Below are 25,072 nucleotides of genomic sequence, written 5' to 3'. Positions count from 1 at the left end.
CCTCCCTTAAAACGATGTCAGGCGGCCGGCTGGCGCACGACCGGTTTCAGCACAACGCCTCTTTCCGAGTCCTCCACCGCGCGGTTGATGTCGGCGAAATCGTAGAAGCTGACGAGCCTGTCGAACGGGAAGCGCCCTTGGCGATGAAGGTCGATCAACAAGGGGATCAGCACGTCGGGATTGGAATCGCCCTCGACGATGCCGCGCACCCGGCGTCCGCCGGACAGGATATGGGTGAGATCGAGCGTCAACGTTGCACCGTGAGGCGAGGCCCCGACGATGCCGCATGTGCCGCGCGGCGCCAACACCCGCACGCACTGGTCGATGACGGCGGGCACACCGGAGGCATCGATCGAATAGTCGACGCCAGCACCGGTCAGCGCCATGATCGCGGCGGCCGCGTCGCACGCCTTGCCATTGACGATGTCGGTCGCCCCGAGTTCCGCTGCAAGCGCCAGCCGCGTCTCGTTGACGTCGACGACGATGATCCGTGACGCACCGACGACCCGCGCCGCCATCACGGCGGCCAGACCAACAGAGCCCATGCCGAAAACTGCAAGTATTTTTCCAGGCTTGACGCTGAGGGCATTCATCACCGCGCCGGCGCCGGTCTGGATACCGCAGGCGAGCGGGCCAAGCAGCGCCAGATCCGCATCTCTCGGCACTTTCACGATATTGCGTTCATGGCAGAGCGCGTGGCTTGCGAAGGACGATTGTCCGAAAATGTTGCCATGAATACGCTCTCCTTCGCATGAGAGCCCGCTCGAACCGTCGGCGCGCGCACCGAAGAAGTTGCGCGGGAAGAACTCGTGGCAGTAGGTTTCTTCATGATCGTTGCAGCTCGGGCAATGACCGCAGGAATTGAAGGTCATAACCACGTGATCGCCCGGGACCACCTTGGCAACGCCCGGCCCGACACGTTCGACGATGCCGGCGCCCTCGTGGCCGAGCACGACCGGCTGCGGCACCGGCAGATGCTGGTCCCGCATGACGATATCGGTATGGCAAACGCCGGTCGCTATGACGCGAACCAGGATTTCCCCCTCGCGCGGCTCCTCCAGATCGAGACTTTCCAATGAAAACGGCATATGCGGCGCACGCGCCACCGCGGCATGAATCTTCATTCTATCCCCCTCCCGAGATCAATCCGCGCCCTCAGCCGCGCTTGTAGGCGCCGAGCCCCGGCTGATAGGTCTTGTCGTCGAGGAACTGCTTCAGCCCCTCATCGCGCCCTTTGGTCTTGTCGAGAAACAACATCTGCTCCAACTTGGCGTAGATGTAATCGTCGGCGAGATCCCACGGCAGGTTGCGCACCCGCTTATAGGTGTCCTTGGCGGCCTTCAGCGTCACCGGGTTCTTTTCGAGCAGGCTCGCGCAAATCTTGCGAACCCGGTTTTCGAGCTCGGCGAGCGGCACGGCCTCGTTGACGAGACCCATTTCGGCAGCCTTGCGCCCGCCGAAGAGTTCGCCGGTCATGATGTAGTAGAGGGCGTCGCGATGGCGCATCACCTCGGCCACCGCACGGGTGACATTGCCACCCGGCAAGATGCCCCAATTGATCTCGGAAAGGCCGAAATTCGCCTCCTCGGCGGCGATGGCAAGGTCGCAGGAAACGAGCGGTGTGAAGGCGCCGCCGAAGCACCAGCCATTGACCATGGCGATCGTCGGCTTTTCGAAATACATCAGCCGACCCCACCAGCCGCCGGACTGGCGCCGCGCCTTCAATGTGGCATCGCGCGGCTTGTCGTCATTGTCGCGAAAGTATTCCTTGAGATCCATTCCGGCGGACCAGGACTCGCCGGCGCCGCGCAGGACGAGCACGCCGCAGCGCTCATCGCCCTCGAGCTCGTCGAGCACCTCCAGCATCCGTGCATTCAAGGCCGGATTCATCGCATTGCGCTTTTCCGGTCGGTTGAGAGTCACGAAAGCGATGCCGTTATCGAACTCGACCAGAACCGGCGATTGGTCTTCAGTCATGAGGTCACTCCATTGGTTTCGGCGTGATTGCCGAGGGCCGTTTCATCAGGCCTGTCGTTGACGGGTTTCGTCGGCATGAAGCTGGCGCAGAACATGTTTCTGCACCTTGCCGGAGGCGGTGCGGGGAACGGCTTCGACGAAGAGGATGTGCGCCGGGCGCTTGAAGGCGGCGAGCTTCGCCGCGCAATGGCCGGCAATCGCCTCGCCCGTCACCACGGCACCCGGCCGCAGTACGACATAGGCAACGCCGCATTCTCCCCACCTGTTGTCGGGAAAGCCGACGACCGCGACGTCGAGGATATCGGGATGGCTTGCGAGTACGGCCTCGACTTCGGCCGGATAGACATTCTCACCGCCGCTGATATACATATCCTTCAGCCGGTCGACGATGCGATAGAAGCCGTTTGCTTCGCACCGGCCGAGATCGCCGGTACGGTACCAGCCATCGGTGAAGGCGTCGGCGGTTTCCGCAGGCTTGTTCCAGTAGCCCGGCGTCACCGCCGGTCCACGCAGCCAGAGTTCGCCGATCTCGCCGCGGCCAACGTCGTGGCCACCCTCGCCGACAATGCGGATGTCGACCAATGGTGCGGGAAGACCGACGCTGCCAAGATTGTCCTGCACCGCGCGCCGGTCGATCGGCACATGCAGCACCGTTCCGGCCTCGCTCATGCCGTAACCGTTGACCAGTACAACGCCGTCATCGAGATAGCTTTCGATCAGCGCCTGCGTCAGCGGCGCGCCGCCGACGAAGAGCGCCTGCAGGCCAGAGAGAGCCGCGGCGCTATAGGCGGGATCGTTGCGCAGAGCGAGGGCGATCTGCGGCACGGCGAAATAATGGGTGACGGCACGCTCACGCAAGATGGCCAGCGTACGCGCCGGAGTGAAGCGGTCGCAGATGACGAGCGTACCACCCAGCATCAATGTGGTTCGAGCCACGGCAATGAGCCCGATCGTGTGGAAGAACGGCAGATCGCACAAAGCGACCGATGCCGGCCCGATCTCTCCGACGAAGGAAAAATTGATGGCGGCAAAGAAAGCATTGCGGCCGGTAATGACGACGCCCTTCGGCCGCCCTGTCGTGCCCGAGGTGTAGAGAAGGACGCACGCCCGATCGGCATCTCCGGACACCGGATCGGCGGAGGCGCTCGCCTCGATGCGGCCCGCAAGCCCGGCTGGGCCATCTGCCGTCGAGATCACCGCCATGTCAGGATCGGTATCGGCAAGGGTCGCCGCAACAGCCGAAAACTCCTCGTCGCAGACCAGGAGCGCCGGCGCGCAATCGGCAAGGATCGGCAGCAGTTCGGCGGCGCCGAGACGCCAGTTGAGCGGCACATAAACGGCGCCGACGCGCTGGCAGGCAAAAGCCAACACGATCGAATCGATCGAGTTGCGCGCCAGCATGGCGATCCGCGCCCCGTCCCGGCGCGCTCCGAGCATATCATCGAGGAAACCGGCGCATCGGGCGATCCGCATATCGAGCTCGGCATAGGTAAGCTCCCGGCCGGTCGCGATCTCGAACAGGGCCTGTCGATCCGGCGCGACACGGGCGCGGTAAAGGATGGGATCATCCGCCACCAGTCCGCAATCGACGGACGAAGACTTTCCGGAAAGGCAATGCGCCATTTTTCCTCCCATGCCAGCCGCTCCTCCGCGGCCGACAAATTTGTATGTAACACATACTAATATTTTTTTAGGAGGATGCAAGAGGCTGCTCGCCGCAAATCCATCCACTCCGACAAGCTCTGGGAAATCTTCAAGGCGGATATTGACTAACCTGCTGATTTTGATGGTTATGGCGCCTTGACTGGGCGAGAATGAATAATGGCCGGAAAACCACCGCAGGATGATTTTGAGAGCGAGGATGTTCCGGCGACCCCGTCACTCGACGTCGGCCGGCTTGGCAATCTCCTCGGTTTTCATCTGCGTATGGCGCACGTCGCGATCTACCGCGACTTCGCTGAAACCATGGAGGAGCTGGGGCTGACGCAAAAACAGCTCGCGGTGATGGAACTGCTTGCAGTCAATGCGGGTGCATCGCAGATCGACCTTGCCAATACGCTCGGCACCGACCGCGCGACCATGATGGCCCTCGTCAACCGGCTCGCAGGCCGCGACCTCATCGAGCGCCGCCCTTCAGCTACGGACCGGCGCCGCCAGGAACTGCATCTGACGATGGCCGGTCACGCCATGCTCGCGCGGGCGCGCAAGCTGATCGATGCGCACGAACAGCGTTTCATCGACCGGTTTTCGCAAGATGAAATGGATGCTCTGCTGGCTGCGCTGAAGCGGATATATAAGCGCGACTGAAACCCGCTTCCGCCCTTTGCCGGCTTGCCAGAGCAGAACAGGAGCCTTGGCAACTCCGGCGAAGCAATGCGCGCAGACCTAAGGCCAGTCCGCATAACCCGAGGAGAGCATACTGTTTTCCGAGCCGGCGGAAGCGCGGGCGATCTCTCTGTAGCCCGCAGGGGAAAGGCCGGTCCTGCGCTTGAAGAAATGGCTGAAATAGGTCGGGTCGCGGAAGCCGAGGCTGTCGGAGATTTCCTGGATGTTGCGGGCCGAGCGCTCCAATCTCAGCTTTGCCTCCTGCACCACGCGCTCGTGCAGAAGCTGGATCGGCGAGCGGCCGAGCGTCCTTTGACAGATCGAATGCAGCCGGTCGGCGGTGACGCCCAATTCCGCGGCATAGTCGCTGATCGGCCGGTGCTGGCGGAAACCGGCCTCGACCAGCTGGCGATAGCGCTGCAGGATCGATCCAGTTTCGCCCTGCCCACGCGGCTCACTTCTTTCGCCGTCGCTGCCGCGCCACAGCGTCATCAGGATCAGCCTGAGATAGGCCGAGACCACCATCCAGGAGGCCCGGGAGGGATCGCCGAGTTCCCGCACGAAGCCCGAAATCAATGGACCGATTTCGGCCACCAGCAAGGGATCCCGTGCCTCGACCAGCTTGCGCTGCTCGATGAGGAGGCGCAGCGAGTAGGATTCCACCTTGTCGCCGATCGCGTCGACCATGATCTGCGCCGAGGCGCCGATGAGATGGGCGGCACTTCCGGCAGCAATCGACAGATCGCAGCGCGCCTGCGGCGGCAGGAAGGCAAGGAGCGGCCCGTGCAGCGGCCGATCTTCGCCGCTCTCGAAATGAAGCTCGGCGGCGCCTTCGCCGAGAAGCAGGAAATGATGGAAATCGGCATAGAGCCCTTTTTGCAGACGGATGCGCCGGTGCGACAGCGACGGCGCGTGCCACTCGCCCCTGGCATAATGATGAATGCCTCCGTCCGTCGCCAAGCCTTGTCCTCCGCTCGCGTGAAATAGTGCCGCAATCGCCGGATAATTACAATATTAACCCAATAAATCGCATTCCATCCGCAATCGATCGGCGTAACCTTATCGTCATCAGCCTTTGGGAGGAGGCATTCCGACAACGCAGGAACGCTTAAGCGGCCTTCAGGCCGGCGCGTCCGCTCGTCTTTTCCCGTGGCAATAATGCAGGCGTCAGCACTTGGCGCCAGCATGTGACGAATGGGTGAAACCGTGTTTTCGGCAAAGCTGATGATCAACAACGAGGCGATGGATGCGTCCGAGGGGGCCACCTTCGAACGCATCGATCCGCTGACCGGCGACCTCGCGACGATCGCTTCGGCAGGATCCGTCGCCGACATGAGGCGGGCTGCCAATGCCGCCGCTGCCGCCTTTCCCGATTGGTCGCAGACCGGCCCGGGCGAACGGCGCAGACTGCTCAACGCCGCCGCCGAACTTCTCGATGCCCGTTCGCCGGAACTGATTGCCGCCATGACCGGCGAAACCGGCGCCACGAGGCAATGGGCGGCGATCAATTGCCGGCTCGGCGCCGATATTTTCCGCGAGGCGGCGGCGATGACCACGCAAATTTCGGGTGAACTCATTCCATCGGGCATTGCCGGAAACCTTGCCATGGCGGTGCGCCAGCCGGCCGGCGTCTGCGTCGGCATCGCGCCCTGGAACGCGCCCATTATTCTCGGCACCCGCGCCGTCGCCATGCCGCTTGCCTGTGGCAACACCGTCATCCTGAAAGCCTCCGAACTCTGCCCGAAGACCCACGGCCTGATCGGCGACATCCTCCGCGACGCCGGCTTTCCCCGCGGCGTCGTCAACGTCGTCTCCAATGCGCCGAGCGATGCCGCCGCCGTCGTTGATGCCCTGATCGCCCATCCGGCTGTGCGCCGCATCAACTTCACCGGCTCCACCCGTGTCGGCAGGATCATCGCGGAAAGCGCGGCACGGCATCTGAAGCGCTGCCTGCTCGAACTCGGCGGCAAGGCACCATTCATCGTTCTTGCCGACGCCGATATCGACGAGGCAGTGGGTGCCGCCGCCTTCGGCGCCTTCATGAACCAGGGCCAGATCTGCATGTCCACAGAGCGGATCATCCTGATGGACGAGATCGCCGATAATTTCGTCGGCAAATTCCGGGCGAAGGCCGAGACCCTCGTCGCGGGCCATCCCGGGGACGGCAATACGCCGCTCGGCACGCTGATCAACGCCGAAGCGGCGCGCCGCGTGAAGTCGCTCGTTGAGGATGCCCTGCAGAAGGGCGCGGCGCTCGTCTGCGGCGGCCGGCCCAACGGCACGCTGATGGATGCGACCGTCATCGATCACGTGACGCCTGCCATGCGCATCTACCGCGAGGAAAGTTTTGGGCCGGTCGCGGCGATCGTCCGGGTCGGCAGCGTCGACGAGGCGGTGACGGTTGCCAACGACAATGAATACGGGCTCTCGGCGGCGGTTTTCAGCGCCGACATCAATGCGGCGATGGCTGTTGCCATGCGGCTTGAATCCGGCATCTGCCACATCAACGAGGCCACGGTTTCCGACGAGCCGCAAATGCCGTTCGGGGGCGTCAAATCAAGCGGCTACGGCCGCTTCGGCGGCAAGGCCGCAATCGATGAATTCACCGAGCTCAGATGGATCACCATGGCATCGGGAAAACGACACTACCCGATCTGACTTCAGATCGGGATGAACACAGGGAACGGGCTGGGAGGCCCGCATCAGGAGGAGGAACGATTTCATGAACGGCATTTTCCGCAACGGCAAACTCAACGCGGCAACTCTCACCCGCCGCTCTTTCATCGCATCGGCTGCCGCAGGCGGTGCGGCGCTGGCGCTTTCCGGCCGCACGGCTTTTGCCCAAGGCGGTACGCTGAAGGTCGGCTTCATCAGCCCGCGCACCGGCCCTCTCGGCGGCTTCGGCGAGACCGACGGCTATGTGCTGGAACTGGCGCGCAAGGCGCTGGCGAACGGCCTGCAGGCGGGCGGCAAGACCTGGAAGGTGGAGATACTCGACCAGGACACCCAGTCAGATCCCTCCCGCGCCGGGCAACTGGCGAAAGACCTGATCAACAATGAGGCGATCGACCTGATGCTCGCCGTCTCGACGCCCGAAACCATCAATCCGGTGGCCGATGCCTGCGAGGCGGCAGGCATTCCCTGCCTTTCCACGGTCATGCCCTGGGAAGCCTGGTATTTCGGCCGCGGCGCCAAGCCCGGCGCGCCCTCGCCCTTCAAATGGACCTATCATTTCGGCTTCGGCGTCGAAGAGTTCCACAAGGCCTATGTCTCGCAGTGGAGCCTGATCGAGACCAACAAGAAGGTCGGCGTCATGTATCCGAACGATGCCGACGGCAATGCGATCCGCGCCCATCTGGCTCCGGCACTTGCCAAGGCGGGCTTCACCATTGTCGACCCAGGCGCCTATGAAACCGGAACCACCGATTTTTCGGCGCAGATCGCTCTCTTCCGGCAGGAGGGTGTGGAGATCTTCAACTCCTTTCCGATCCCGCCCGATTTCGCCGCCTTCTGGCGTCAGGCGGCACAGCAGGGCCTGACCCAGCAGATCAAGATCTGCCAGGTCGCGAAAACCGGCCTCTTTCCATCCGACATCGAGGCGCTCGGCGATCTCGGCCTCAACATCGGCAGCGCCGCCTACTGGCACAAGGCCTTCCCTTACAAATCGACGCTGACCGGCGTCTCCGGAACCAAACTTGCCGACGGCTATGAAACGGCCAGCGGCAAGCAGTGGACGCAGCAGCTCGGCGCCAGCCTGGCGCTGCTCGATGCCGGCTTCGATGCGCTGAAGGCGAGCACCGACGTCAAGAGCAAGGAGGCGGTCGCCAAGGCGCTCGCCACGCTGAAAACCACGACGATCGCCGGCAAGGTCGACTTCACTAGCGGTCCCGTCGCCAATGTTTCTCCCGGGCCGATCATCGGTACGCAGTGGGTGAAGGCGCCGGAGGGCTCGAAATTCGCGCTCGACTACGTCGTCACCGAAAACGCCACCGATCCCAATGTCCCGGTCGGCGCCAAGCTGACCGCCTACAACGGATAACAGCAGTGCAGAGGCAAGAAGCGCAAAGACGGCCGGGGGAAGCTTTTCTCTCGGCCAAGGGGATCCACAAGCGGTTCGGCGCGCTTGTCGTGCTGGAGAACCTGGATTTCTCCATGGGCGACGGCGAGGCGGTCGGCATCGTCGGGCCGAACGGCGCGGGCAAGACGACGTTGCTCAGCGTGCTCGCCGGCGCCTCCCCGCCGAGTGCGGGAACCGTCGTCTTCGACGGCGCCGACGTCACCAACCGGACGGCGGCGGAGCGCTGCCGTTCCGGGCTCGTGCGGACGCATCAGATTCCCAAGCCCTTTGGCGGCATGACCACCTTCGAAAATGTCTTCGTCGCCGCCTCGCACGGCAATGCGGCAAGCCGGGACGAGGCCTATGAGCGTGTGGTGGATTCGCTGTCGCTCTGCGGCATGCTCGGCGTGGCTAACCGTTCCGCCGACACGCTCGGCCTGCTCGACCGCAAACGCCTGGAGCTTGCCCGTGCGCTCGCCACGCAGCCGAGGCTGCTGTTGCTCGACGAGATCGGCGGCGGCCTGACCGATGGCGAGGCGAGCGAACTCGTCGAAACCATCCTGGAATTGCGCCGCCGCGGCATCGGCATCGTCTGGATCGAGCATATCGTCCATATCCTGCTGCAGGTGGCGGAACGGCTGATCTGCATGGATGCCGGCCGGATCATCGCCGACGGCGAACCGAAGACTGTCATGAGCGATGCGGAAGTGGTCAAGGCCTATCTTGGAGGGGCGCCCGCATGAGCCTGCTTTCCATCGACAATCTCGACGTCCGCCACGGCCTGCTGCAGGCGGTGCGCGGGGTCAGTTTCGACCTGGCCAAGGGCGAGGTGCTGGCGCTGGTCGGCGCCAATGGCGCCGGCAAGACGACGCTGCTGAGATCGATCGCCGGCGCCCACCTGCCCGCCGCCGGCCGCGTTCTTCTCGGCGATGAAGACCTGGCTGCAGTCCCCTCCCACAAGCGGATCGCCAAGGGCATCGCCCTGGTCCCGGAAGGCCGGCGCCTGTTTGCGCAGATGACCGTCGAAGAGAACCTGCTTCTCGGCAAGAGCTGCGGGCGCAAGGGCGAGTGGAACATCGACCGTGTGCTCGACGCTTTTCCGAACCTGAAACCCCGCCGGCACGCCAAGACCGGGCACCTCTCCGGCGGGGAGCAGCAGGCGACCGCCATCGGCCGGGCGCTGATGAGCAATCCCGATATTCTTCTCTTGGACGAGGTCTCGCTAGGGCTTTCGCCTCTCGTCGTCGACCGCGTCTATACCCAGCTGCAGGCGCTCCTGACTTCGGGAACAACGATCGTGCTGGTCGAGCAGGATCTTGGCCGCGCCATGAGGGTCGCCGGCCGGGTCATCTGCATGCTGGAAGGCCGCATCGTGCTCGACAGGCCGGCAGCCGCCGTCACCCGCGACGAAGTCACCAAGGCCTATTTCGGACTGCACCGGACAGCCGGCGAAAGGAGCGCATCATGATCAACACCCTGATCCAGGGCCTCCTGCTCGGCGGTTATTACGCCGTCATCGCCTGCGGCCTGTCCTTCATGTTCTCCGTCATGCGGATCATCAATCTCGCCCATGGCAGCCTGGCGGTCGCCGCCGCCTACGGGCTGTGGCTGCTCGCCGCCAAAGCCGGCATCCCGCCTTTTGCAGGCCTGCTGATCGTGCTGCCCGTCATGGCGGTGATCGGTTGGCTGCTGCAGCGCTTCATCCTCGAACGCAGCGCCCGCGGCGGCGCGCTGCTGCCGATTCTCACGACCTTCGGCCTGTCGATCGTCATCGACAATCTGCTGTTCGAACAGTTCGGCGCCGACACACGCTCGCTCGCGCCCTTCATCGGTAATCTCTCCTACGCATCCTGGCAGCTGCCCGGCCACATCTTCGTCGGCGAGCTTGCCGTGATGATGATGGTTACGGCGATCCTCATTCTCGGCGGGCTGCAGTTCTTCCTCGGCCGCTTTGCGCTCGGCCGCGCCATTCGCGCCACCGCCGAAGATCCCGATACGGCAGGGCTCGTCGGCATCGATGCGCGCAGGGTGAATGCGGTAGCCACCGCCATTACCATGGTCACGATCGGCATCGCCGGCGCCTTTCTCGGCATGCGGGCGACCTTCAGTCCCTATGCCGGCGGCCCGCAGCTGCTCTTTGCCTTCGAGGCCGCGGTCATCGGCGGAGCGGGATCGCTCTGGGGCACGCTTGCCGGCGGCATCGTCCTCGGCCTTGCCCAATCGCTCGGCGCGCAATTGCATCCCCAGGGCTTCCTGATCGGCGGCCATGCCGTGTTCCTGCTGGTGCTTTTCATCCGGCTGTCCCGCTCCCGCCCGCTGGTTCTCGACAAGATCGCAGCGCTTCTGAAACCCCGCGCCCTCCTCAACCCTCGCGCACGCCATCGGAGCCCGACATGACATTCGTCGCCAACGGAATATCGATCGAGCGCTGGACGACCTCGTCGCGGGTGGCGCTTGGCTCCATGGCCGCGGTGTTTGCGCTGCTGATCCTCGCCCCCGCCGTGCTTGGTGCCGGTGCGATCGACCGGATGACCGCCCTGTTCATCTATGTGATCCTGGCCGCCATGTGGAATGCGCTTGCCGGTTTCGGCGGGCTGGTCTCGGTCGGCCAGCAGGTGTTTTTCGGCCTCGGCGCCTATTTCACCATTCGGCTCGCCGATGCGGGGCTCGATCCCTTCGTCTCGGTCTTTGCCGCGGCGATCGTGATCGGCGCGCTGTCGATCCCGCTTTCGCTGTTCATGCTGCGGCTGAAGGGCGGCGAGTTTGCGATCGGCATGTGGGTCGTGGCCGAACTCGCGCATCTGCTCGTCAATCTCGACCGGCTGATCCAGGGGGAAACGGAAACCTCGCTGATTTCGCTCAACGTCTATGACAGCGGCACGCGGCGGGCGGCGATCTATTGGCTTGCCCTCACGTCCATGGCTGCCTTGCTCGGCGCGCTCTTCATGCTGATGCGCAGCCGCGCGGGTGCGGCGATGCAGGCGACCCGCGACAATGAGGAGGCGGCGGCCTCGGTCGGCGTGCGGGTGACCGCCACCAAGCGGCTGCTCTTCGTACTCGCCGCCTTCGGCATCGCCATCGCCGGCGGCTTGTGGCTGGCGACCGCCACGACCTTCCAGCCGAAAACCTATTTCAGCGTCCAGTGGACGGCCTACATGATCTTCATGGTGCTGGTCGGCGGGATCGGCAGGTTCGAGGGCGCGATCCTCGGCGCCATCCTGTTCTTCGTCATCGAGACTTTCTTCGGCAGCGCCGGCGTCTGGTATCTGATCGGGCTTGGCGCCACCGCGCTGATCTTCTCGCTCTATCTGCCGCGCGGCCTTTGGGGCGAAGTCGAGCGCCGCTTCGATTTCCAGCTTCTGCCCGTCGGCTACCGGCTGAAACTGCCCGGGCCGACGAAAATCAAATGGGAAGAATGAACCTACCTGCTTCCCGTTTTCTTGCGAAAGGTGAAATCCATGCTTTTTGGTAAAACAATCCTGGTGACCGGCGTCGCCTCCGGCATCGGCGCCCGGACGGCGGAACTGGCCGGCCAGATGGGCGCCGAGGTCATCGGCGTCGATGTGCGCGAACCGGCAAATGCAAGTGCCGCCTTCATCAAAGGCGATCTCTCCACGCCATCGGGCGTTGCCGAGATTGTCGCGCAGCTGCCGTCGCGTCTCGATGCGCTCGCCAATGTCGCCGGCCTTTCCGGCAATACCGGCGTCGTCTCGACGCTCGCCGTCAATTTCTACGGGCTGCGCGCCCTGTCGGAAGCCGTGGCACCCCGCCTGCGCGAAGGCGGCGCCATCGTCAACGTCGCCTCGATCGCCGGTTACGGCTGGCGCGCCAATCTCGAGCGGGCCAAATCGCTGACCTCGATCGAAGGCTTTCCAGATGTGGCGGCCGTTGCCGCCGAACATGGCCTCAAGGACGAGCAGGGTTATCCGCTCTCCAAGGAGCTGCTGCTGCTCTGGACCATGCGCGCCGCCCACCAGCCCCTGTTCAAGAACCGCGGCATCCGCGTCAATGCGGTGAGCCCCGGGCCGGTGGAAACGCCGATCCTCAAGCAGTTCCGCGCCGTGCTCGGCGACGCCAGGGTCGACAGCGACATCACCCGCGTCGGCCGCGCCGGCACATCAGCCGATATCGCGCCCGCCGTGCTCTTCCTCTGCTCGGATGGCGGACGCTGGATCAATGGCGCCAATCTTGCCGCCGACGGCGGCCTCGAAGCATCGATCAATGCCGAGGTTCTCGGCTTCTAGTTCTTTCCCAAGGAGACACACGATGAATATTTCCCTGCTCATAAACGGCGCCGACCGGGCCGCCACCAGCGGCCGGACCTATGACCGCATCGACCCCTTCACCGAAAAGCTTGCGAGCCGCGCGGCCGCCGCGAGCCTCGAGGATGTCGCTGCGGCCGTCGACGCCGCTTCCGCCGCCTTCGGCGCCTGGTCGAAGACCGGGCCCGGCCAGCGCCGCGCCATCCTGATGAAGGCCGCCGACATCATGGATTCGAAAGCGGCCGAATTTACCCGGCTGATGATCGAGGAAACCGGCGCCACCGCGCCCTGGGCCGGCTTCAACGTCATGCTCGCCGCCAACATTCTGCGCGAGGCGGGCGCGATGACGACGCAAATTTCAGGCGAAATCATCCCGTCCGACAAACCCGGATCGCTTTCCATGGGCGTTCGCCAGGCGGCCGGCGTGTGCCTCGCAATCGCGCCGTGGAATGCGCCCGTCATCCTCGCCACCCGCGCCATCGCCATGCCGATCGCCTGCGGCAATACCGTCATCCTCAAGGCATCCGAACAATGCCCGGGCACGCACCGGCTGATCGCCACGGCGCTGACCGAAGCCGGCCTGCCGGCCGGCGTCATCAATGTTCTGACCAATGCGCCGGAGGATGCGCCTGAGATCGTCAACGCACTGATCGCCCATCCGGCCGTCAGGCGCGTCAACTTCACCGGCTCGACCAAGGTCGGCAGGATCATTGCCGAGACCTGCGGCAAATATCTCAAGCCCGCCTTGCTCGAGCTCGGCGGCAAGGCGCCGCTGGTCATTCTCGACGACGCCGATATCGACGGCGCCGTCAATGCCGCGATCTTCGGCGCCTTCATGCATCAGGGCCAGATCTGCATGTCGACCGAGCGGATCATCGTCGACACGGCGATCGCCGATCAGTTCGTCGCCAAACTGGTCGCCCGCGCCAGCCAGCTGCCGGCCGGCGACCCGCGCGGCCATGTCGTTCTCGGTTCACTGATCAGCCTCGACGTCGCCAGGAAAATGGAGGAGCTGATCACCGATGCCACCGCCAAGGGCGCAAAACTCGTGGCCGGCGGCAAGCGCTCCGGCACCGTGGTCGAGGCGACGCTGCTCGATCACGTCACCCCCGACATGCGCGTCTATGCGGAGGAATCCTTCGGCCCGGTCAAGCCGATCATTCGCGTCGCCGGCGAGGAGGAAGCAATCCGCATCGCCAACGACACAGAATACGGCCTGTCATCCGCCGTCTTCAGCCGCAACATCCAGCGGGCGATGGCGGTTGCAGCCCGCATCGAATCCGGTATCTGCCACATCAACGGCCCGACGCTGCACGATGAAGCGCAAATGCCCTTCGGCGGCGTCAAGGGCAGCGGCTACGGCCGCTTCGGCGGCAAGGCAGCGATTGCCGAATTCACCGACCTGCGCTGGATCACGGTGGAGGATTCTGCCCAGCACTATCCCTTCTGAGGGGGCAGGCGCGCCCAGCGAATTTTCCGAGGTAGCGAGCGCGCCATTTCAATGCCGTGGTAGGTGACCTGGCGCGATGCTGTCTCAAACCTGATGTCAGCGAATTCCAGTGTCGACCTGGCTGTCACCGGCGAGCGCCGCATCAGGACACGAACTCGCGCAATCGGCTCGCTAGAGCGACGGCGTCTCTTCCAGCAATTCGCGGACGAAATCGAACATGCCGTGGCGGCGGTCACGGCGCAGGCGTTCGGCCTTGACGATCGACTGGACGGCGTCGAAGGCGGTGTTGAGATCGTCATTGACGATGACATAATCATATTCGCGCCAGTGGGCAATCTCGGCGCGGCTGTTGGCCAGACGCGTCTGAATGACCGCCTCGGAATCCTCGGCACGGCGATGCAGTCGCGACTGGAGCTCCGTCATGGTCGGCGGCAGCACGAAGATCGAGACGACGTCGGCCGACATCTTCTCCTGTAACTGCTGGGCGCCCTGCCAATCGATATCGAAGAGCATATCGCGACCTTCGGCCATGGCCTGCTCGACCGGCTCGCGCGGCGTACCGTAGAAATTGCCATGCACTTCGGCCCATTCGAGCAGTGCGTCGCTATCGCGCAACCGCTCGAACTCGCGCACGCTTTTAAAATGGTAATGCACGCCTTCGACCTCGCTCGGGCGGCGTTGGCGCGTGGTGACGCTGACGGAGAGGCCGATATGCTTGTCGGTCTCCAGAAGCGTGCGCGCAATTGTGGACTTGCCGGCGCCGGATGGCGACGAAATTACAAGCATCAAACCGCGACGGGCGATCTGTACGGGCGAGGATTTCGCCGGTTTCATGTCCTACTCCAAATTCTGGACCTGCTCGCGGAACTGGTCGATCACGACTTTCAGTTCGATGCCGGCGGCAGTGACCGCCGAGGCATTCGACTTGGAGCAGATGGTATTCGATTCTCGGTTAAATTCCTGTGCAAGGAAGTCCAGCCGGCGCCCGGCAGGCCCGCCTTTCTCCAGGAGATCGCGCGCGGCGGCGATATGTGCCTTCAGGCGATCGATTTCTTCGCGCAGATCCGCCTTCGTCGCCAATAAAGCGGCCTCGGCGTGCAGCCGGTCACGGTCGAGGGCGGCCATGCCGTCCATCAGCAAGGCGACCTGTGCCGCAAGCCTAGCCGCGATCTCAGCCGGCGAACGTGAGGAATCCATCTCGATCGTCCGGGTCAGACCCTCGATCGTCGCGACGTGATCGAGAAGGATGCGGGAGAGCGCCGCCCCTTCCTGTGCGCGCATTGCCTTGAGATCGGCAAGCGCGGCGAGCAGGCCGGCAATAATTTCTGCGTCACGGGCGGCAAGCGCCTCCTCGCCATCCTCGCCTTCACGGAACTCCACGATGCCGCGCACGAGAAGCAGCGTATCGAGCTTCAACGGCGCAGGATCGATCACGTCAACCAGTTGCTCGCGCATGGCAAGCACGGCAGCGAGCGCCTCTTTGTTCAGCACCGCCTCGAAACGGTTCTCGTCGGCAGTGACCGATAGGGATGCCTGCAGGTTGCCGCGGCTGAAGGTTTCGCCGGCAAGGCGGCGGACCTCCGCCTCCATGCGTTCGAGGCCGGGCGGCAGGCGCAGGCGCAGGTCGAAACCCTTGCCATTCACCGAGCGCAGCTCCCATGCCCAGCGCCAGCGGCCGCTCGTTCCCTCGCGCCGCGCAAAACCGGTCATGGACTGCAAAGCCATCCGAGCCTCCCGAAAACTGTCAATTGATCTTCTTTTTCTTCGGCGGCACGACAGTCGCGCCGTTGTCGCCCGGCTGCTCTTCCGGCTGGCCGTCGACGGCGATGTTCGGATCCGAACCCTTGTCGGCCTCGAGCTTGCGCCAGCGCTTGACGTTGGCATTGTGCTCCTCGAGCGTCGCGGCAAAGACGTGGCCGCCGGTGCCGTCGGCGACGAAATAGAGATCCTGGGTCTTCCAAGGGTTGGCAACGGCTTCCAGCGCATCCTTGCCGGGATTGGCGATCGGCGTCGGCGGCAGGCCCTTGATGACATAGGTATTGTAAGGCGTGTCCCGCTTCAGGTCCGACTGGTAGATCGGCCGGTCGGCTGGTTTTCCCTGCCCACCGAACAGCCCATAGATGATCGTCGGATCCGACTGCAGACGCATGCCCTTGCCAAGCCGGTTCAGGAAAACGGAGGCGACATGGGCACGTTCGTCTGGAATACCGGTCTCCTTTTCGACGATCGAAGCGAGGGTCACGAATTCCTCTTTGGATCGCAGCGGCAGCGAGGCGTCGCGCTTATCCCAGATCTGATCGACGAGCTTCTGCTGCGCAGCCGCCATTTGCTCGATGATTTCCGAGCGCTTGGTGCCGCGCGAGAATTTGTAGGTGTCCGGACGCAGGCTGCCTTCTGCCGGCAACGCGGCCGGCAGGTCGCCCTCCAGGACCGGATCCTGCAGCATGCGGTCGAACATCTGACGGACCGTCAGGCCTTCCGGAAAGGACACCGAATAGAGGATGGACTTGCCCGATTTCAGCAGCTCCATGATATCGCTCATGGAGGCTCTCGCCTTGATCTCATATTCGCCGGCCTTCAGGCTCTCGCCGGCGGAAAGATGAGTCGTCGTCAGATATCGGAAAATACGGGCGTCGGAGATGATCGCGTTGCGCTCGAGGTTCGTGGCGATTTCCGCCAGACCCGCACCGTTGCGGACGATGAAATTGGTGTTGGTCTGCAGCGGGCCCGGGCTCTGATAGGTCGAGGTCGCGTAGTAGAAGCCGATGACGGCGAGGACGCAGACCAGCACCGTCATCGTCATGATGAAGTTCAGGAAAAGAACGATCTGGCTGCGGGCGTTCCTGGAGCGTTTCGGCGGCTCCGGAACACGTTCCGGACGCAGGGCTTCGCTCGGCGACTTCGGGATGATCGGTCCCTTCTGCGCCTGGGTGTCGTTGCTCTGGTTCGTCGTATCGCTCACCGGCAATCCTCTATAACTCAGCCCTCATTCCGCTATTTCGCGAAGCAATGCGGCAAAAGCAGGTTCTGCCGCCGTTCAACGAAGCCGCTGCCGGTCGTTGTGCTTTCACCCGGCCTGCTATGACGGTACCCTTATTGTGCGTATCGGCGCAGCACGAGCGATGCATTTGTGCCACCGAATCCGAACGAGTTGGACAGCGCCACATTGATTTCTCGCTCACGCGCCTTGTGCGGAACAAGATCGATCGCCGTTTCGCGTTCGGGATTGTCGAGATTGAGCGTCGGCGGCGCGATATTGTCACGGATGGCAAGTGTCGCGAAGATCGCCTCGATCGCGCCGGCAGCACCGAGAAGGTGTCCCGTCGCCGACTTGGTCGAGGACATGGAGATCTTCGACGCCGCGTTGCCGACCAGGCGCTCGACCGCGCCGAGCTCGATCGTGTCAGCCATGGTCGAAGTACCGTGGGCGTTGATGTAATCGATGTCGGCCGGCGTCAGCCCGGCGCGCTTCAGCGCCATCGCCATGCAGCGGCCGGCACCCTCGCCGTCTTCGGAAGGCGCGGTAATGTGATAGGCGTCACCCGATAGGCCGTAGCCGACGATCTCGGCGTAGATCTTGGCGCCGCGGGCTGTGGCATGCTCCAGCTCTTCGAGCACGACGATGCCGGCGCCCTCGCCCATGACGAAGCCGTCGCGATCGCGGTCATAGGGGCGCGAAGCCTTCTGCGGCTCGTCATTGTGCTGGGTCGACAGCGCCTTGCAGGCGGCAAATCCCGCCAGCGAAATGCGGCTGACGGGAGATTCCGTGCCGCCGGCGACCATGACGTCGGCGTCACCAAGCGCGATCAGCCGCGCGGCATCGCCGATCGCATGCGCGCCCGTCGAGCAGGCGGTGACGACCGAATGATTGGGTCCGCGCAGCTTGTGGCGGATTGAAACCTGGCCGGAAACGAGGTTGATCAGGCGGCCGGGAATGAAGAAGGGGGAGATGCGGCGCGGGCCCTTGTCACGCAAGGTGTAACCCGCCTCGACGATGCCTTCGATGCCGCCGATGCCGGAGCCGATCAACACGCCGGTGGCAATCTGATCCTCATCGGTTTCGGGATGCCAGCCGGCATCGGCGAGCGCCATATCGGCGGCGGCCATGCCGAAGATGATGAAGGGATCGACTTTGCGCTGCTCCTTCGGCTCCATCCACTGATCGGCACTGAAGGTGCCGTCGGTACCGTCACCGATCGGGATACGGCAGGCGATCTTGGCGGGAAGGTCGTCGACTTCGAATTCGGTTACCAGACGAGCGCCGTTCTGGCCGGCAAGCAGCCGCGACCACGCCACCTCAGTTCCGCATCCCAAGGGTGATACCATGCCGGTACCGGTGATGACGACACGTCTCATCGCGTGCTTTCCCCCGTCTCTTATGTTCTATGGAGAAATATGCCGAAAAGAAAAGGGCGGACTCCAGGCCCGCCCTTTCTCAAATATATAGGATCAGGCCTGGGCCTTCTCAATAAACTTCACTGCATCACCGACCGTCAGGATCGAGTCGGCAGCGTCGTCAGGAATTTCGACGCCGAATTCTTCTTCGAATGCCATGACAAGTTCGACCGTGTCGAGCGAGTCAGCGCCCAGATCGTCGATAAAGCTGGCGCTCTCGACGACCTTGTCGGCATCAACGCCAAGATGATCAATAACAATTTTCTTTACGCGTTCTGCGATATCGCTCATGTCGGTTTCCTCGACCTTATGTCCTGATCGAAATGCCGTTGCGGCATCCCTACCCTGTTTCAGCCTGCGATGTTTTCAGACATCCTCGGCAAACTCGTTCACCCGGCTTCAGAGATGTCCCAGGCTTGCGAAAAGCCCGCCGGTCCGTCTGCTTTCTCGGGACGACTGTTCACAGTCATTGGCCCGCTTAACATGGTTTAAGCCTGCCGCAAAGCCAGAAAATCAACGCTTCGTGATTGCTCAACATGCTATTGCGGGAAATATCCCCGTGCCAACAGTTTGTCGTTTCAGATCATCGCCATGCCGCCGTTTACGTGCAGCGTCTGGCCTGTCATGTAGGCGGCTTCGGAGGATGCAAGGTAGGCAACAGCCGAAGCGACCTCGCCGCCGGTGCCCATGCGCTTCATCGGGATCGCCCCCATAATCGCTTCCTTCTGCTTGTCGTTCAGCTTGCCGGTCATGGCGCTTTCGATGAAGCCGGGCGCGACGCAGTTGACCGTCACGTTACGGGTGGCAATTTCCTGCGCCAAGGACTTGGTGAAACCGATCATGCCAGCCTTGGAGGCGCAGTAATTGGCCTGGCCCGGATTGCCGGTGACGCCGACGACGGAGGTGATGTTGATGATACGGCCATAGCGGCGGCGCATCATCGGATGCGTCAACTCGCGCGTCAGGCGGAATGTCGCCGTCAGATTGATCTCGATAACCGCATCCCAGTCCTCGTCGCTCATGCGCACGAACAGGCCGTCCTTCGTGATGCCGGCATTGTTGACGAGGATATCGACACCTTCGAGCTCGGCCTCGGCCTTCTGGCCGAGCGCCTTCACCTCGTCACGGTCCGACAAGTTGGCCGGGAAGATCTTCACGCGCTCGCCGAGCTCGGCCGCCAGCGCTTCCAGCTTCTCGACACGGGTGCCGTGCAGACCGACGATGGCGCCCTGCTTATGAAGAAGGCGAGCGATTTCCTCGCCGATACCGCCCGATGCGCCGGTGACGAGAGCCTTGCGGCCGGAAAGATCGAACATGGAAAGGTTCCTTATATCTGGAGATATCAATCAGGCCATGAGGGCGGCGACGGTCGTGTCGATATCCGAGAGACCATTGACCGAGACGCCGTTGATTGTCTTGTCGATGCGGCGGGCAAGGCCGGTCAGCACTTTGCCGGAACCGAGCTCGTAAAGCGTCGTGACGCCGTTTGCGGCGAACCATTCCACCGTCTCGCGCCAGCGGACTTGGCCGGTCACCTGCTCGACCAGGAGGCTGGCGATCTCGTCGGCGCCGGTCACCGGCGCGGCGCGGACATTGGCGATCAGCGGCACGACCGGATCGGACTTGGCGACCGTTGCCAGCGCCGCGCGCATGGCCTCGGCCGCAGGCGCCATCAGCTTGGAATGGAAGGGAGCGGAGACCGGCAGCAGGATGGCGCGCTTGGCGCCCTTGTCGGTCGCAAGCCCGGCGGCCTTTTCGACAGCTGCCTTCTCGCCCGAGATGACGATCTGGCCGCCGCCATTGTCGTTGGCGATCTGGCAGGCGCCGATGGCGGCCGCCTCCTCGCAGGCGGCAACGACATCGGCATGTTCGAGGCCGATGATCGCGGCCATGGCGCCGACGCCGACGGGGACGGCCGCCTGCATGGCATTGCCGCGAATACGCAGCAGCCGCGCCGTATCGGCGAGCGAAAAAGTGCCGGCGGCGCAGAGTGCCGAATATTCGCCGAGCGAGTGGCCGGCGACGTAGGCAACATTGGACTTCAGATCCAGCCCCCTGTCCTGCAGAACACGGACGACGGCGATCGATACCGCCATCAGCGCCGGCTGGGCGTTCGCCGTCAAGGTCAACGTGTCCTCAGGCCCGTTGAACATGACATCGGAAAGATTTTCACCAAGTGCCTCGTCAACCTCTTCGAAAACGGCGCGGGCTTCAGCGAAATTCTCGGCGAGATCCTTGCCCATGCCGACGGCCTGGCTGCCCTGGCCGGGAAAAGTGAAAGCGATGGTCATGTTCATGTCCCTGACTGTGCCCCTCAAGGCTGTTTTGCCTCCAATTGACATTCTTTCCGGCAGAGTCAAGTGGCGCGCCATTCTCCGCAAAGCCTTTCGCGCCCGCGCAAAAGCCCGGATTTTGCTCTTGCGCTCCGTCAAATCCGGCCTAGATTTGCCCAGACCCTTCCAAGGCTTCCCTCTCTCTCCCAAGGTTTTTCCATGAAGTACAATTCCCTAGGCCGAACCGACATTTCCGTCTCAGAAATCTGCCTCGGCACCATGACCTGGGGCTCGCAGAACAGCGAAGCCGACGCTCATGCGCAGATGGACTACGCCGTCGAGAAGGGCGTGAATTTCTTCGATACCGCCGAACTCTACCCAACCACACCGGTTTCGCCCGAAACACAGGGCTGGACCGAAGACTATATCGGCAGCTGGTTCAGCAAATCGGGCAAGCGTCGAAATATCGTGCTTGCGACCAAGGTCGCCGGCCGCGGCCGCGATTATCTGCGCGGCGGCGAAGGCGCGGATGCAAAGAACATCCGCCAGGCGCTCGAGGCCAGCCTGAAACGGCTGAGGACGGATTACGTCGACCTCTACCAGATCCACTGGCCGAACCGCGGCCATTTCCACTTCCGTCAGAACTGGAGCTACAATCCCTTCACCCAAGATCGAGACAAGGCTGTCGCCAATATGGTCGAGATCCTGGAAACACTGGGCGCGCTGGTGAAGGAAGGCAAGATTCGCGCGATCGGCCTTTCGAACGAAACCACCTGGGGCATCCAGAAATATCTGACGCTCTCAGAACAGAAGGGTCTGCCGCGCGTCGCCAGCGTACAGAACGAGTACAATCTGCTCTACCGCCATTTCGACCTCGATCTCGCCGAACTCTCGCATCACGAGGATGTCGGGCTGCTTGCCTATTCGCCGCTCGCCGGCGGTATCCTGACCGGCAAATATGTCGATGGTCTGAGACCGAAGGGTTCGCGCGCGTCGATCAACCCCGATATCGGCGGCCGGTTGCAGCCGCTGCAGGAGCCGGCGACCAAGGCCTATGTGGCGCTCGCAGCCCGGTACGGCCTCAATCCGACAGCCATGGCGCTTGCCTTCTGCCGATCAAGGCCCTTCATGACGTCGGTCATCATCGGCGCGACGTCGATGGAGCAGCTCGATACTGACCTGAGTTCCGTCAATCTCAAGCTGTCGATCGAGGTTTTGGCTGAAATCGAAAAGGTTCACCGCCAGTACCCGATGCCGATGTGAGGCAAACGGACATCCCACAATCGATGCGGCCATTCGTGGTCGGATCCGCTCCCGGCGGAGCGTACATCGCCTGGCCCTCGCACCACGCACTGCAACGACGAGGTCACGCTCCGGAGCCGATTTCGCTTCTCCGTTCTCGGCATTTCAGCTAGATTTATATAGTGCCGGCAGCGCCGCAGGAGCGCTCACCCCGTGGAACGAAAGCTCGCAGTGATACTTGCCGGCGACGTTGCCGGTTACAGTCGCCTTGTTGCAGCCAACGAGGAAGACGCCCTTGCGACACTCAGTGTCTATGGCGCCACCATCGGTGATCTGGTGCGCGAGCATGGCGGGCGGATTTTCGGCAGCGCCGGAGATAGCATGGTCGCCGAATTCCACAGCGCAGTGCAAGGCGTCCGTGCAGCCGTCGCGATCCAGCGCGCCCTCCATCGCCGAAATGCGGACCTGCCTGTGGATCGACGCATGGAGTTCCGCCTTGGGCTCAACCTCGGCGATGTCGTCGTCTCCGGAGATAACTTGCTTGGCGACGGCGTGAACGTCGCCGCCCGCCTTCAAGAAGTGGCGCTGCCTTCAGGTATCTGTGTTTCCGGTGCTTTGCGGGAGCAGATCGAGGGCAAGCTGGACTTTCCGCTCGTGTCGATGGGCGATCGCACACTGAAAAACATTCCCCGCCCGGTGCCCGTGCATCGGGTTGACTGGAGCCGCGAGGACCCTGTTGAAGCGGGGGTGCTCGGCGGACCACTCAGACTGCCTGACAAACCCTCGATCGCCGTATTACCCTTCGTCAACATGTCCGATGACCCGGAGCAGGAGTTCTTCGCCGATGGCTTGACCGAAGACATCATCACGGCGCTCTCGCTTTATCGCTGGTTTTTCGTCATCGCTCAGAACTCGTCCTTTGTGTTTAAGGGGCGCGCGGTTGATGTGAAGCAAATCGGGCGCGATCTCGGCGTGCGCTATATCGTAGAAGGCAGCGTGCGCAGGGTCGGGATGCGTATTCGCGTCACAGGCCAGCTGATCGAGGCGGAAAGCGGCGTGCACCTCTGGGCACAACGCTACGACCGTGAAATCGCCGATATCTTCGCCATTCAGGACGAACTTACCCAAAACGTCGTCGGTGCCATCGAGCCTGAAATCCTTATCGGCGAAAGCCGCCGTGCGTTGCTGCGAACCACGGACAACCTCGATGCCTACGAGAGCCACATGCGCGGCACCTGGCTGCATAACGCACAGGATACGGCCGAGCATTTCAGCGAGGCCATCATCTGGCATCGGCGAGCCATCGAACTCGATCCCAGCTTTGCGCGCGCCCACATGATGTTGGCCCGCTCGCTCTACGCCCGCTGTCTCCGCGGCTTCAGCGACGACGTCGACAGGGACAGTACTGAACTTCGCCTCGAGGCAGAACGTGCTGTGGCGCTCGACCCGCGCGATCCCTACTCTCATTATGTTATGTGCCTCGGCCATTTTGCGGCTCATAACGCTCCAGCCGCGGTCGAGGCGTCCCAGCAGGCGATCGATCTCAACCCCAATTTTGCACTCGCGCACATGGCGCTCGGATGGGCTCGCATTTTCGCCGGCCATTTCGCCGAAGCCTGCGACCCGCTGCACATGGCCCTGCGGCTTAGTCCGCATGACCCCTTTACCTATCTCTTTTTCGACCGACTAGCGTTGTCCCATTACCATCTCGGCAACTACGAGGAGGCTACTCACTATTCCGAACGCGGACTGTCGCTCCGCCGTGCTTATTTCAACCGACTCGTGCTCCTCGCGAGTCTAGGACAGCTCGATCGCCACGACGAAGCGCGGCGGCTAATACCGGAAATTCTAGCACACGCACCGACGGACCTCGAACACTACTGGAAGTTTCTGACACCCTATGTCGCCACCAACCACTACGACCACTTCGTCGACGGTTTACGCAAAGCAGGACTACCTTTGTTGAACTCGCCGCGAGAACAATGCTGACTGTCCCTTGCGTTTCGCGCAAAAATCCGTATAAGCCGCGCTGTTCGTTAACCCGGTCTTCTGGCTGGTGGCTGAACGGAGGGCCGGTTTCCGCTTGGAAATCGTTCGGAACGGAAGCGTTCCAGCCTCCCGTGTCTCCGCTCTCGACCGTCTCGGAAACGCTTTTCTTGCCTGGGCCCGCCCAATCAGGAGCAGTCGTTGAGGCTTAGCCGCCGAATATCGGGTTGAACCAAACGCAAGAAAGGCAAAGCTGTCATGGCTCTTTATGAACATGTATTCCTTGCCCGGCAGGATATTTCCGCTCAGCAGGTCGATGCCCTCGTAGAACAGTACAAGGGTGTGATCGAAGCTAACGGCGGCAAGGTCGGGCGCATCGAAAACTGGGGCCTCAAGTCCCTCACCTATCGCATCAAGAAGAACCGCAAGGCACACTACGCCCTGATGGACATCGATGCACCGGCAGCAGCGATCCAGGAAATGGAACGTCAGATGCGCATCAGCGAAGACGTTCTTCGCTACATGACCATCGCCGTCGAAAAGCACGAAGAAGGCCCGTCTGCCATGCTGCAGAAGCGCGACCGCGACGATCGCGGCCCGCGCGAAGGTGGCGATCGTGGCCCGCGTCGCGAATTCGGCGACCGTCCGCCACGCCGCGACGGCGATTTCCAGCGTGGCCCGCGTCCGGACCGCGCTCCCCGCGAAGACCGTGCATAAGGAGATATAAGAATGTCTGAAGCTTCCTCCGCACCGGTCCGTCGTCCGTTCCATCGCCGCCGCAAGACTTGCCCGTTCTCCGGCGCAAACGCACCGCGGATCGACTACAAGGACGTACGTCTGCTGCAGCGCTACATTTCCGAGCGCGGCAAGATCGTTCCGTCCCGCATCACGGCCGTTTCCCAGAAGAAGCAGCGCGAACTCGCCCAGGCGATCAAGCGCGCGCGTTTCCTCGGCCTGTTGCCTTACGTCGTCGCCTGATCGGCCGATGTGATGACATTTAAGGGAAGGCATTCGTGCCTTCCCTTCTCCCTTTCGCGATGGGCGCGGATCGGAATTCTTAAAACCCATGTTGAGACGTTTCTGAATTCGATTCAGCAACAGCCTC

At 62.9% G+C, this 25,072-nt stretch carries 24 protein-coding genes; 13 read left to right on the top strand and 11 right to left on the bottom strand.

Annotated features, from left to right (window positions below; genetic code table 11):
- Nucleotides 1–17: 17 nt before the first annotated feature.
- The 3 genes from NL154_RS06355 to NL154_RS06345 are packed head-to-tail and all read right to left on the bottom strand — an operon-like array spanning nucleotide 18 to nucleotide 3,600.
- Nucleotides 18–1,124, bottom strand: a complete 1,107-nt coding sequence (locus tag NL154_RS06355; RefSeq protein WP_434733799.1) for an NAD(P)-dependent alcohol dehydrogenase — start codon at nucleotides 1,122–1,124, stop codon at nucleotides 18–20.
- A gap of 31 nt (nucleotides 1,125–1,155) precedes the next feature.
- A complete protein-coding gene (locus tag NL154_RS06350) occupies nucleotides 1,156–1,977 on the bottom strand; it encodes a p-hydroxycinnamoyl CoA hydratase/lyase (protein ID WP_210628421.1) in 822 nt (273 codons plus the stop codon).
- A gap of 45 nt (nucleotides 1,978–2,022) precedes the next feature.
- The gene (locus tag NL154_RS06345) at nucleotides 2,023–3,600 is read right to left on the bottom strand and encodes an AMP-binding protein (RefSeq protein WP_434734153.1); all 1,578 of its coding nucleotides are present in this window, start codon (nucleotides 3,598–3,600) and stop codon (nucleotides 2,023–2,025) included.
- 198 nt (nucleotides 3,601–3,798) lie between these two features.
- On the opposite strand from NL154_RS06345, the gene NL154_RS06340 reads away from it, so the two are divergent.
- Nucleotides 3,799–4,284, top strand: coding sequence for a MarR family winged helix-turn-helix transcriptional regulator (locus tag NL154_RS06340; protein WP_210628422.1), 486 nt, complete (start codon nucleotides 3,799–3,801; stop codon nucleotides 4,282–4,284).
- A 78-nt stretch (nucleotides 4,285–4,362) separates the two neighbouring features.
- Here the strand turns inward: NL154_RS06340 and NL154_RS06335 are convergent, their stop codons facing one another.
- Entirely contained in the window at nucleotides 4,363–5,262 is a 900-nt protein-coding gene (locus NL154_RS06335) for a helix-turn-helix transcriptional regulator (RefSeq protein WP_221147309.1), read from the bottom strand.
- Nucleotides 5,263–5,496: 234 nt separating this feature from the next.
- Between NL154_RS06335 and NL154_RS06330 the strand changes: the two genes are divergently transcribed.
- The 8 genes from NL154_RS06330 to NL154_RS06295 all read left to right on the top strand — a co-directional run bounded on the left by NL154_RS06330 (nucleotide 5,497) and on the right by NL154_RS06295 (nucleotide 14,071).
- The gene (locus NL154_RS06330; protein WP_434733798.1) at nucleotides 5,497–6,960 is read left to right on the top strand and encodes an aldehyde dehydrogenase; all 1,464 of its coding nucleotides are present in this window, start codon (nucleotides 5,497–5,499) and stop codon (nucleotides 6,958–6,960) included.
- A gap of 64 nt (nucleotides 6,961–7,024) precedes the next feature.
- Nucleotides 7,025–8,341: an ABC transporter substrate-binding protein gene (locus NL154_RS06325; protein WP_210628425.1), complete on the top strand. Its 1,317-nt coding sequence runs from the start codon at nucleotides 7,025–7,027 to the stop codon at nucleotides 8,339–8,341.
- 5 nt (nucleotides 8,342–8,346) lie between these two features.
- A complete protein-coding gene (locus tag NL154_RS06320) occupies nucleotides 8,347–9,102 on the top strand; it encodes an ABC transporter ATP-binding protein (RefSeq protein ID WP_210628426.1) in 756 nt (251 codons plus the stop codon).
- Entirely contained in the window at nucleotides 9,099–9,827 is a 729-nt protein-coding gene (locus NL154_RS06315) for an ABC transporter ATP-binding protein (RefSeq protein ID WP_210628427.1), read from the top strand. The genes NL154_RS06320 and NL154_RS06315 overlap by 4 nt, the downstream gene beginning before the upstream one ends.
- A complete protein-coding gene (locus tag NL154_RS06310; RefSeq protein ID WP_210628428.1) occupies nucleotides 9,824–10,756 on the top strand; it encodes a branched-chain amino acid ABC transporter permease in 933 nt (310 codons plus the stop codon). Before NL154_RS06315 ends, NL154_RS06310 begins: the two co-directional genes overlap by 4 nt.
- Entirely contained in the window at nucleotides 10,753–11,778 is a 1,026-nt protein-coding gene (locus NL154_RS06305) for a branched-chain amino acid ABC transporter permease (RefSeq protein ID WP_434733797.1), read from the top strand. The genes NL154_RS06310 and NL154_RS06305 overlap by 4 nt, the downstream gene beginning before the upstream one ends.
- 39 nt (nucleotides 11,779–11,817) lie before the next feature.
- On the top strand, nucleotides 11,818–12,603 hold the full coding sequence (locus tag NL154_RS06300; RefSeq protein ID WP_210628430.1) for a coniferyl-alcohol dehydrogenase: 786 nt from the start codon (nucleotides 11,818–11,820) through the stop codon (nucleotides 12,601–12,603).
- 22 nt (nucleotides 12,604–12,625) lie between these two features.
- On the top strand, nucleotides 12,626–14,071 hold the full coding sequence (locus NL154_RS06295) for an aldehyde dehydrogenase (RefSeq protein WP_210628431.1): 1,446 nt from the start codon (nucleotides 12,626–12,628) through the stop codon (nucleotides 14,069–14,071).
- A gap of 171 nt (nucleotides 14,072–14,242) precedes the next feature.
- Here NL154_RS06295 and gmk read toward each other — a convergent pair whose 3' ends face one another.
- From gmk to fabD, 7 genes are all read right to left on the bottom strand, one after another.
- Nucleotides 14,243–14,905: a guanylate kinase gene (gene gmk, locus NL154_RS06290; protein WP_210628432.1), complete on the bottom strand. Its 663-nt coding sequence runs from the start codon at nucleotides 14,903–14,905 to the stop codon at nucleotides 14,243–14,245.
- A gap of 3 nt (nucleotides 14,906–14,908) precedes the next feature.
- Entirely contained in the window at nucleotides 14,909–15,796 is an 888-nt protein-coding gene (locus tag NL154_RS06285) for a YicC/YloC family endoribonuclease (protein ID WP_221147311.1), read from the bottom strand.
- 19 nt (nucleotides 15,797–15,815) lie between these two features.
- Nucleotides 15,816–17,033, bottom strand: coding sequence for an endolytic transglycosylase MltG (gene mltG / locus NL154_RS06280; RefSeq protein WP_434733796.1), 1,218 nt, complete (start codon nucleotides 17,031–17,033; stop codon nucleotides 15,816–15,818).
- Between the two features lie 131 nt (nucleotides 17,034–17,164).
- On the bottom strand, nucleotides 17,165–18,427 hold the full coding sequence (gene fabF / locus NL154_RS06275; RefSeq protein ID WP_210628435.1) for a beta-ketoacyl-ACP synthase II: 1,263 nt from the start codon (nucleotides 18,425–18,427) through the stop codon (nucleotides 17,165–17,167).
- 93 nt (nucleotides 18,428–18,520) lie between these two features.
- On the bottom strand, nucleotides 18,521–18,757 hold the full coding sequence (locus tag NL154_RS06270) for an acyl carrier protein (RefSeq protein WP_003547058.1): 237 nt from the start codon (nucleotides 18,755–18,757) through the stop codon (nucleotides 18,521–18,523).
- A gap of 287 nt (nucleotides 18,758–19,044) precedes the next feature.
- The gene (gene fabG, locus NL154_RS06265) at nucleotides 19,045–19,782 is read right to left on the bottom strand and encodes a 3-oxoacyl-[acyl-carrier-protein] reductase (RefSeq protein ID WP_210628436.1); all 738 of its coding nucleotides are present in this window, start codon (nucleotides 19,780–19,782) and stop codon (nucleotides 19,045–19,047) included.
- Nucleotides 19,783–19,812: 30 nt separating this feature from the next.
- On the bottom strand, nucleotides 19,813–20,757 hold the full coding sequence (fabD, locus tag NL154_RS06260; protein ID WP_434733795.1) for an ACP S-malonyltransferase: 945 nt from the start codon (nucleotides 20,755–20,757) through the stop codon (nucleotides 19,813–19,815).
- Nucleotides 20,758–20,958: 201 nt separating this feature from the next.
- Here fabD and NL154_RS06255 point away from each other — a divergent pair, with 201 nt between their 5' ends.
- The 4 genes from NL154_RS06255 to rpsR all read left to right on the top strand — a co-directional run bounded on the left by NL154_RS06255 (nucleotide 20,959) and on the right by rpsR (nucleotide 24,945).
- A complete protein-coding gene (locus tag NL154_RS06255) occupies nucleotides 20,959–22,002 on the top strand; it encodes an aldo/keto reductase (protein WP_221147314.1) in 1,044 nt (347 codons plus the stop codon).
- 192 nt (nucleotides 22,003–22,194) lie between these two features.
- Nucleotides 22,195–23,970 (top strand): adenylate/guanylate cyclase domain-containing protein, encoded by a 1,776-nt coding sequence (locus tag NL154_RS06250; protein ID WP_221123407.1) that lies wholly within the window; start codon nucleotides 22,195–22,197, stop codon nucleotides 23,968–23,970.
- Nucleotides 23,971–24,225: 255 nt separating this feature from the next.
- Nucleotides 24,226–24,684: a 30S ribosomal protein S6 gene (gene rpsF, locus NL154_RS06245; protein ID WP_004680499.1), complete on the top strand. Its 459-nt coding sequence runs from the start codon at nucleotides 24,226–24,228 to the stop codon at nucleotides 24,682–24,684.
- A gap of 12 nt (nucleotides 24,685–24,696) precedes the next feature.
- Nucleotides 24,697–24,945, top strand: a complete 249-nt coding sequence (gene rpsR, locus NL154_RS06240; RefSeq protein ID WP_004680498.1) for a 30S ribosomal protein S18 — start codon at nucleotides 24,697–24,699, stop codon at nucleotides 24,943–24,945.
- The last annotated feature ends 127 nt before the right edge of the window (nucleotides 24,946–25,072 follow it).

The organism is Rhizobium sp. YTUHZ044 (assembly GCF_051123975.1).
GTDB lineage: Bacteria > Pseudomonadota > Alphaproteobacteria > Rhizobiales > Rhizobiaceae > Rhizobium.
This window is presented reverse-complemented; position numbering and strand designations above follow the sequence as displayed.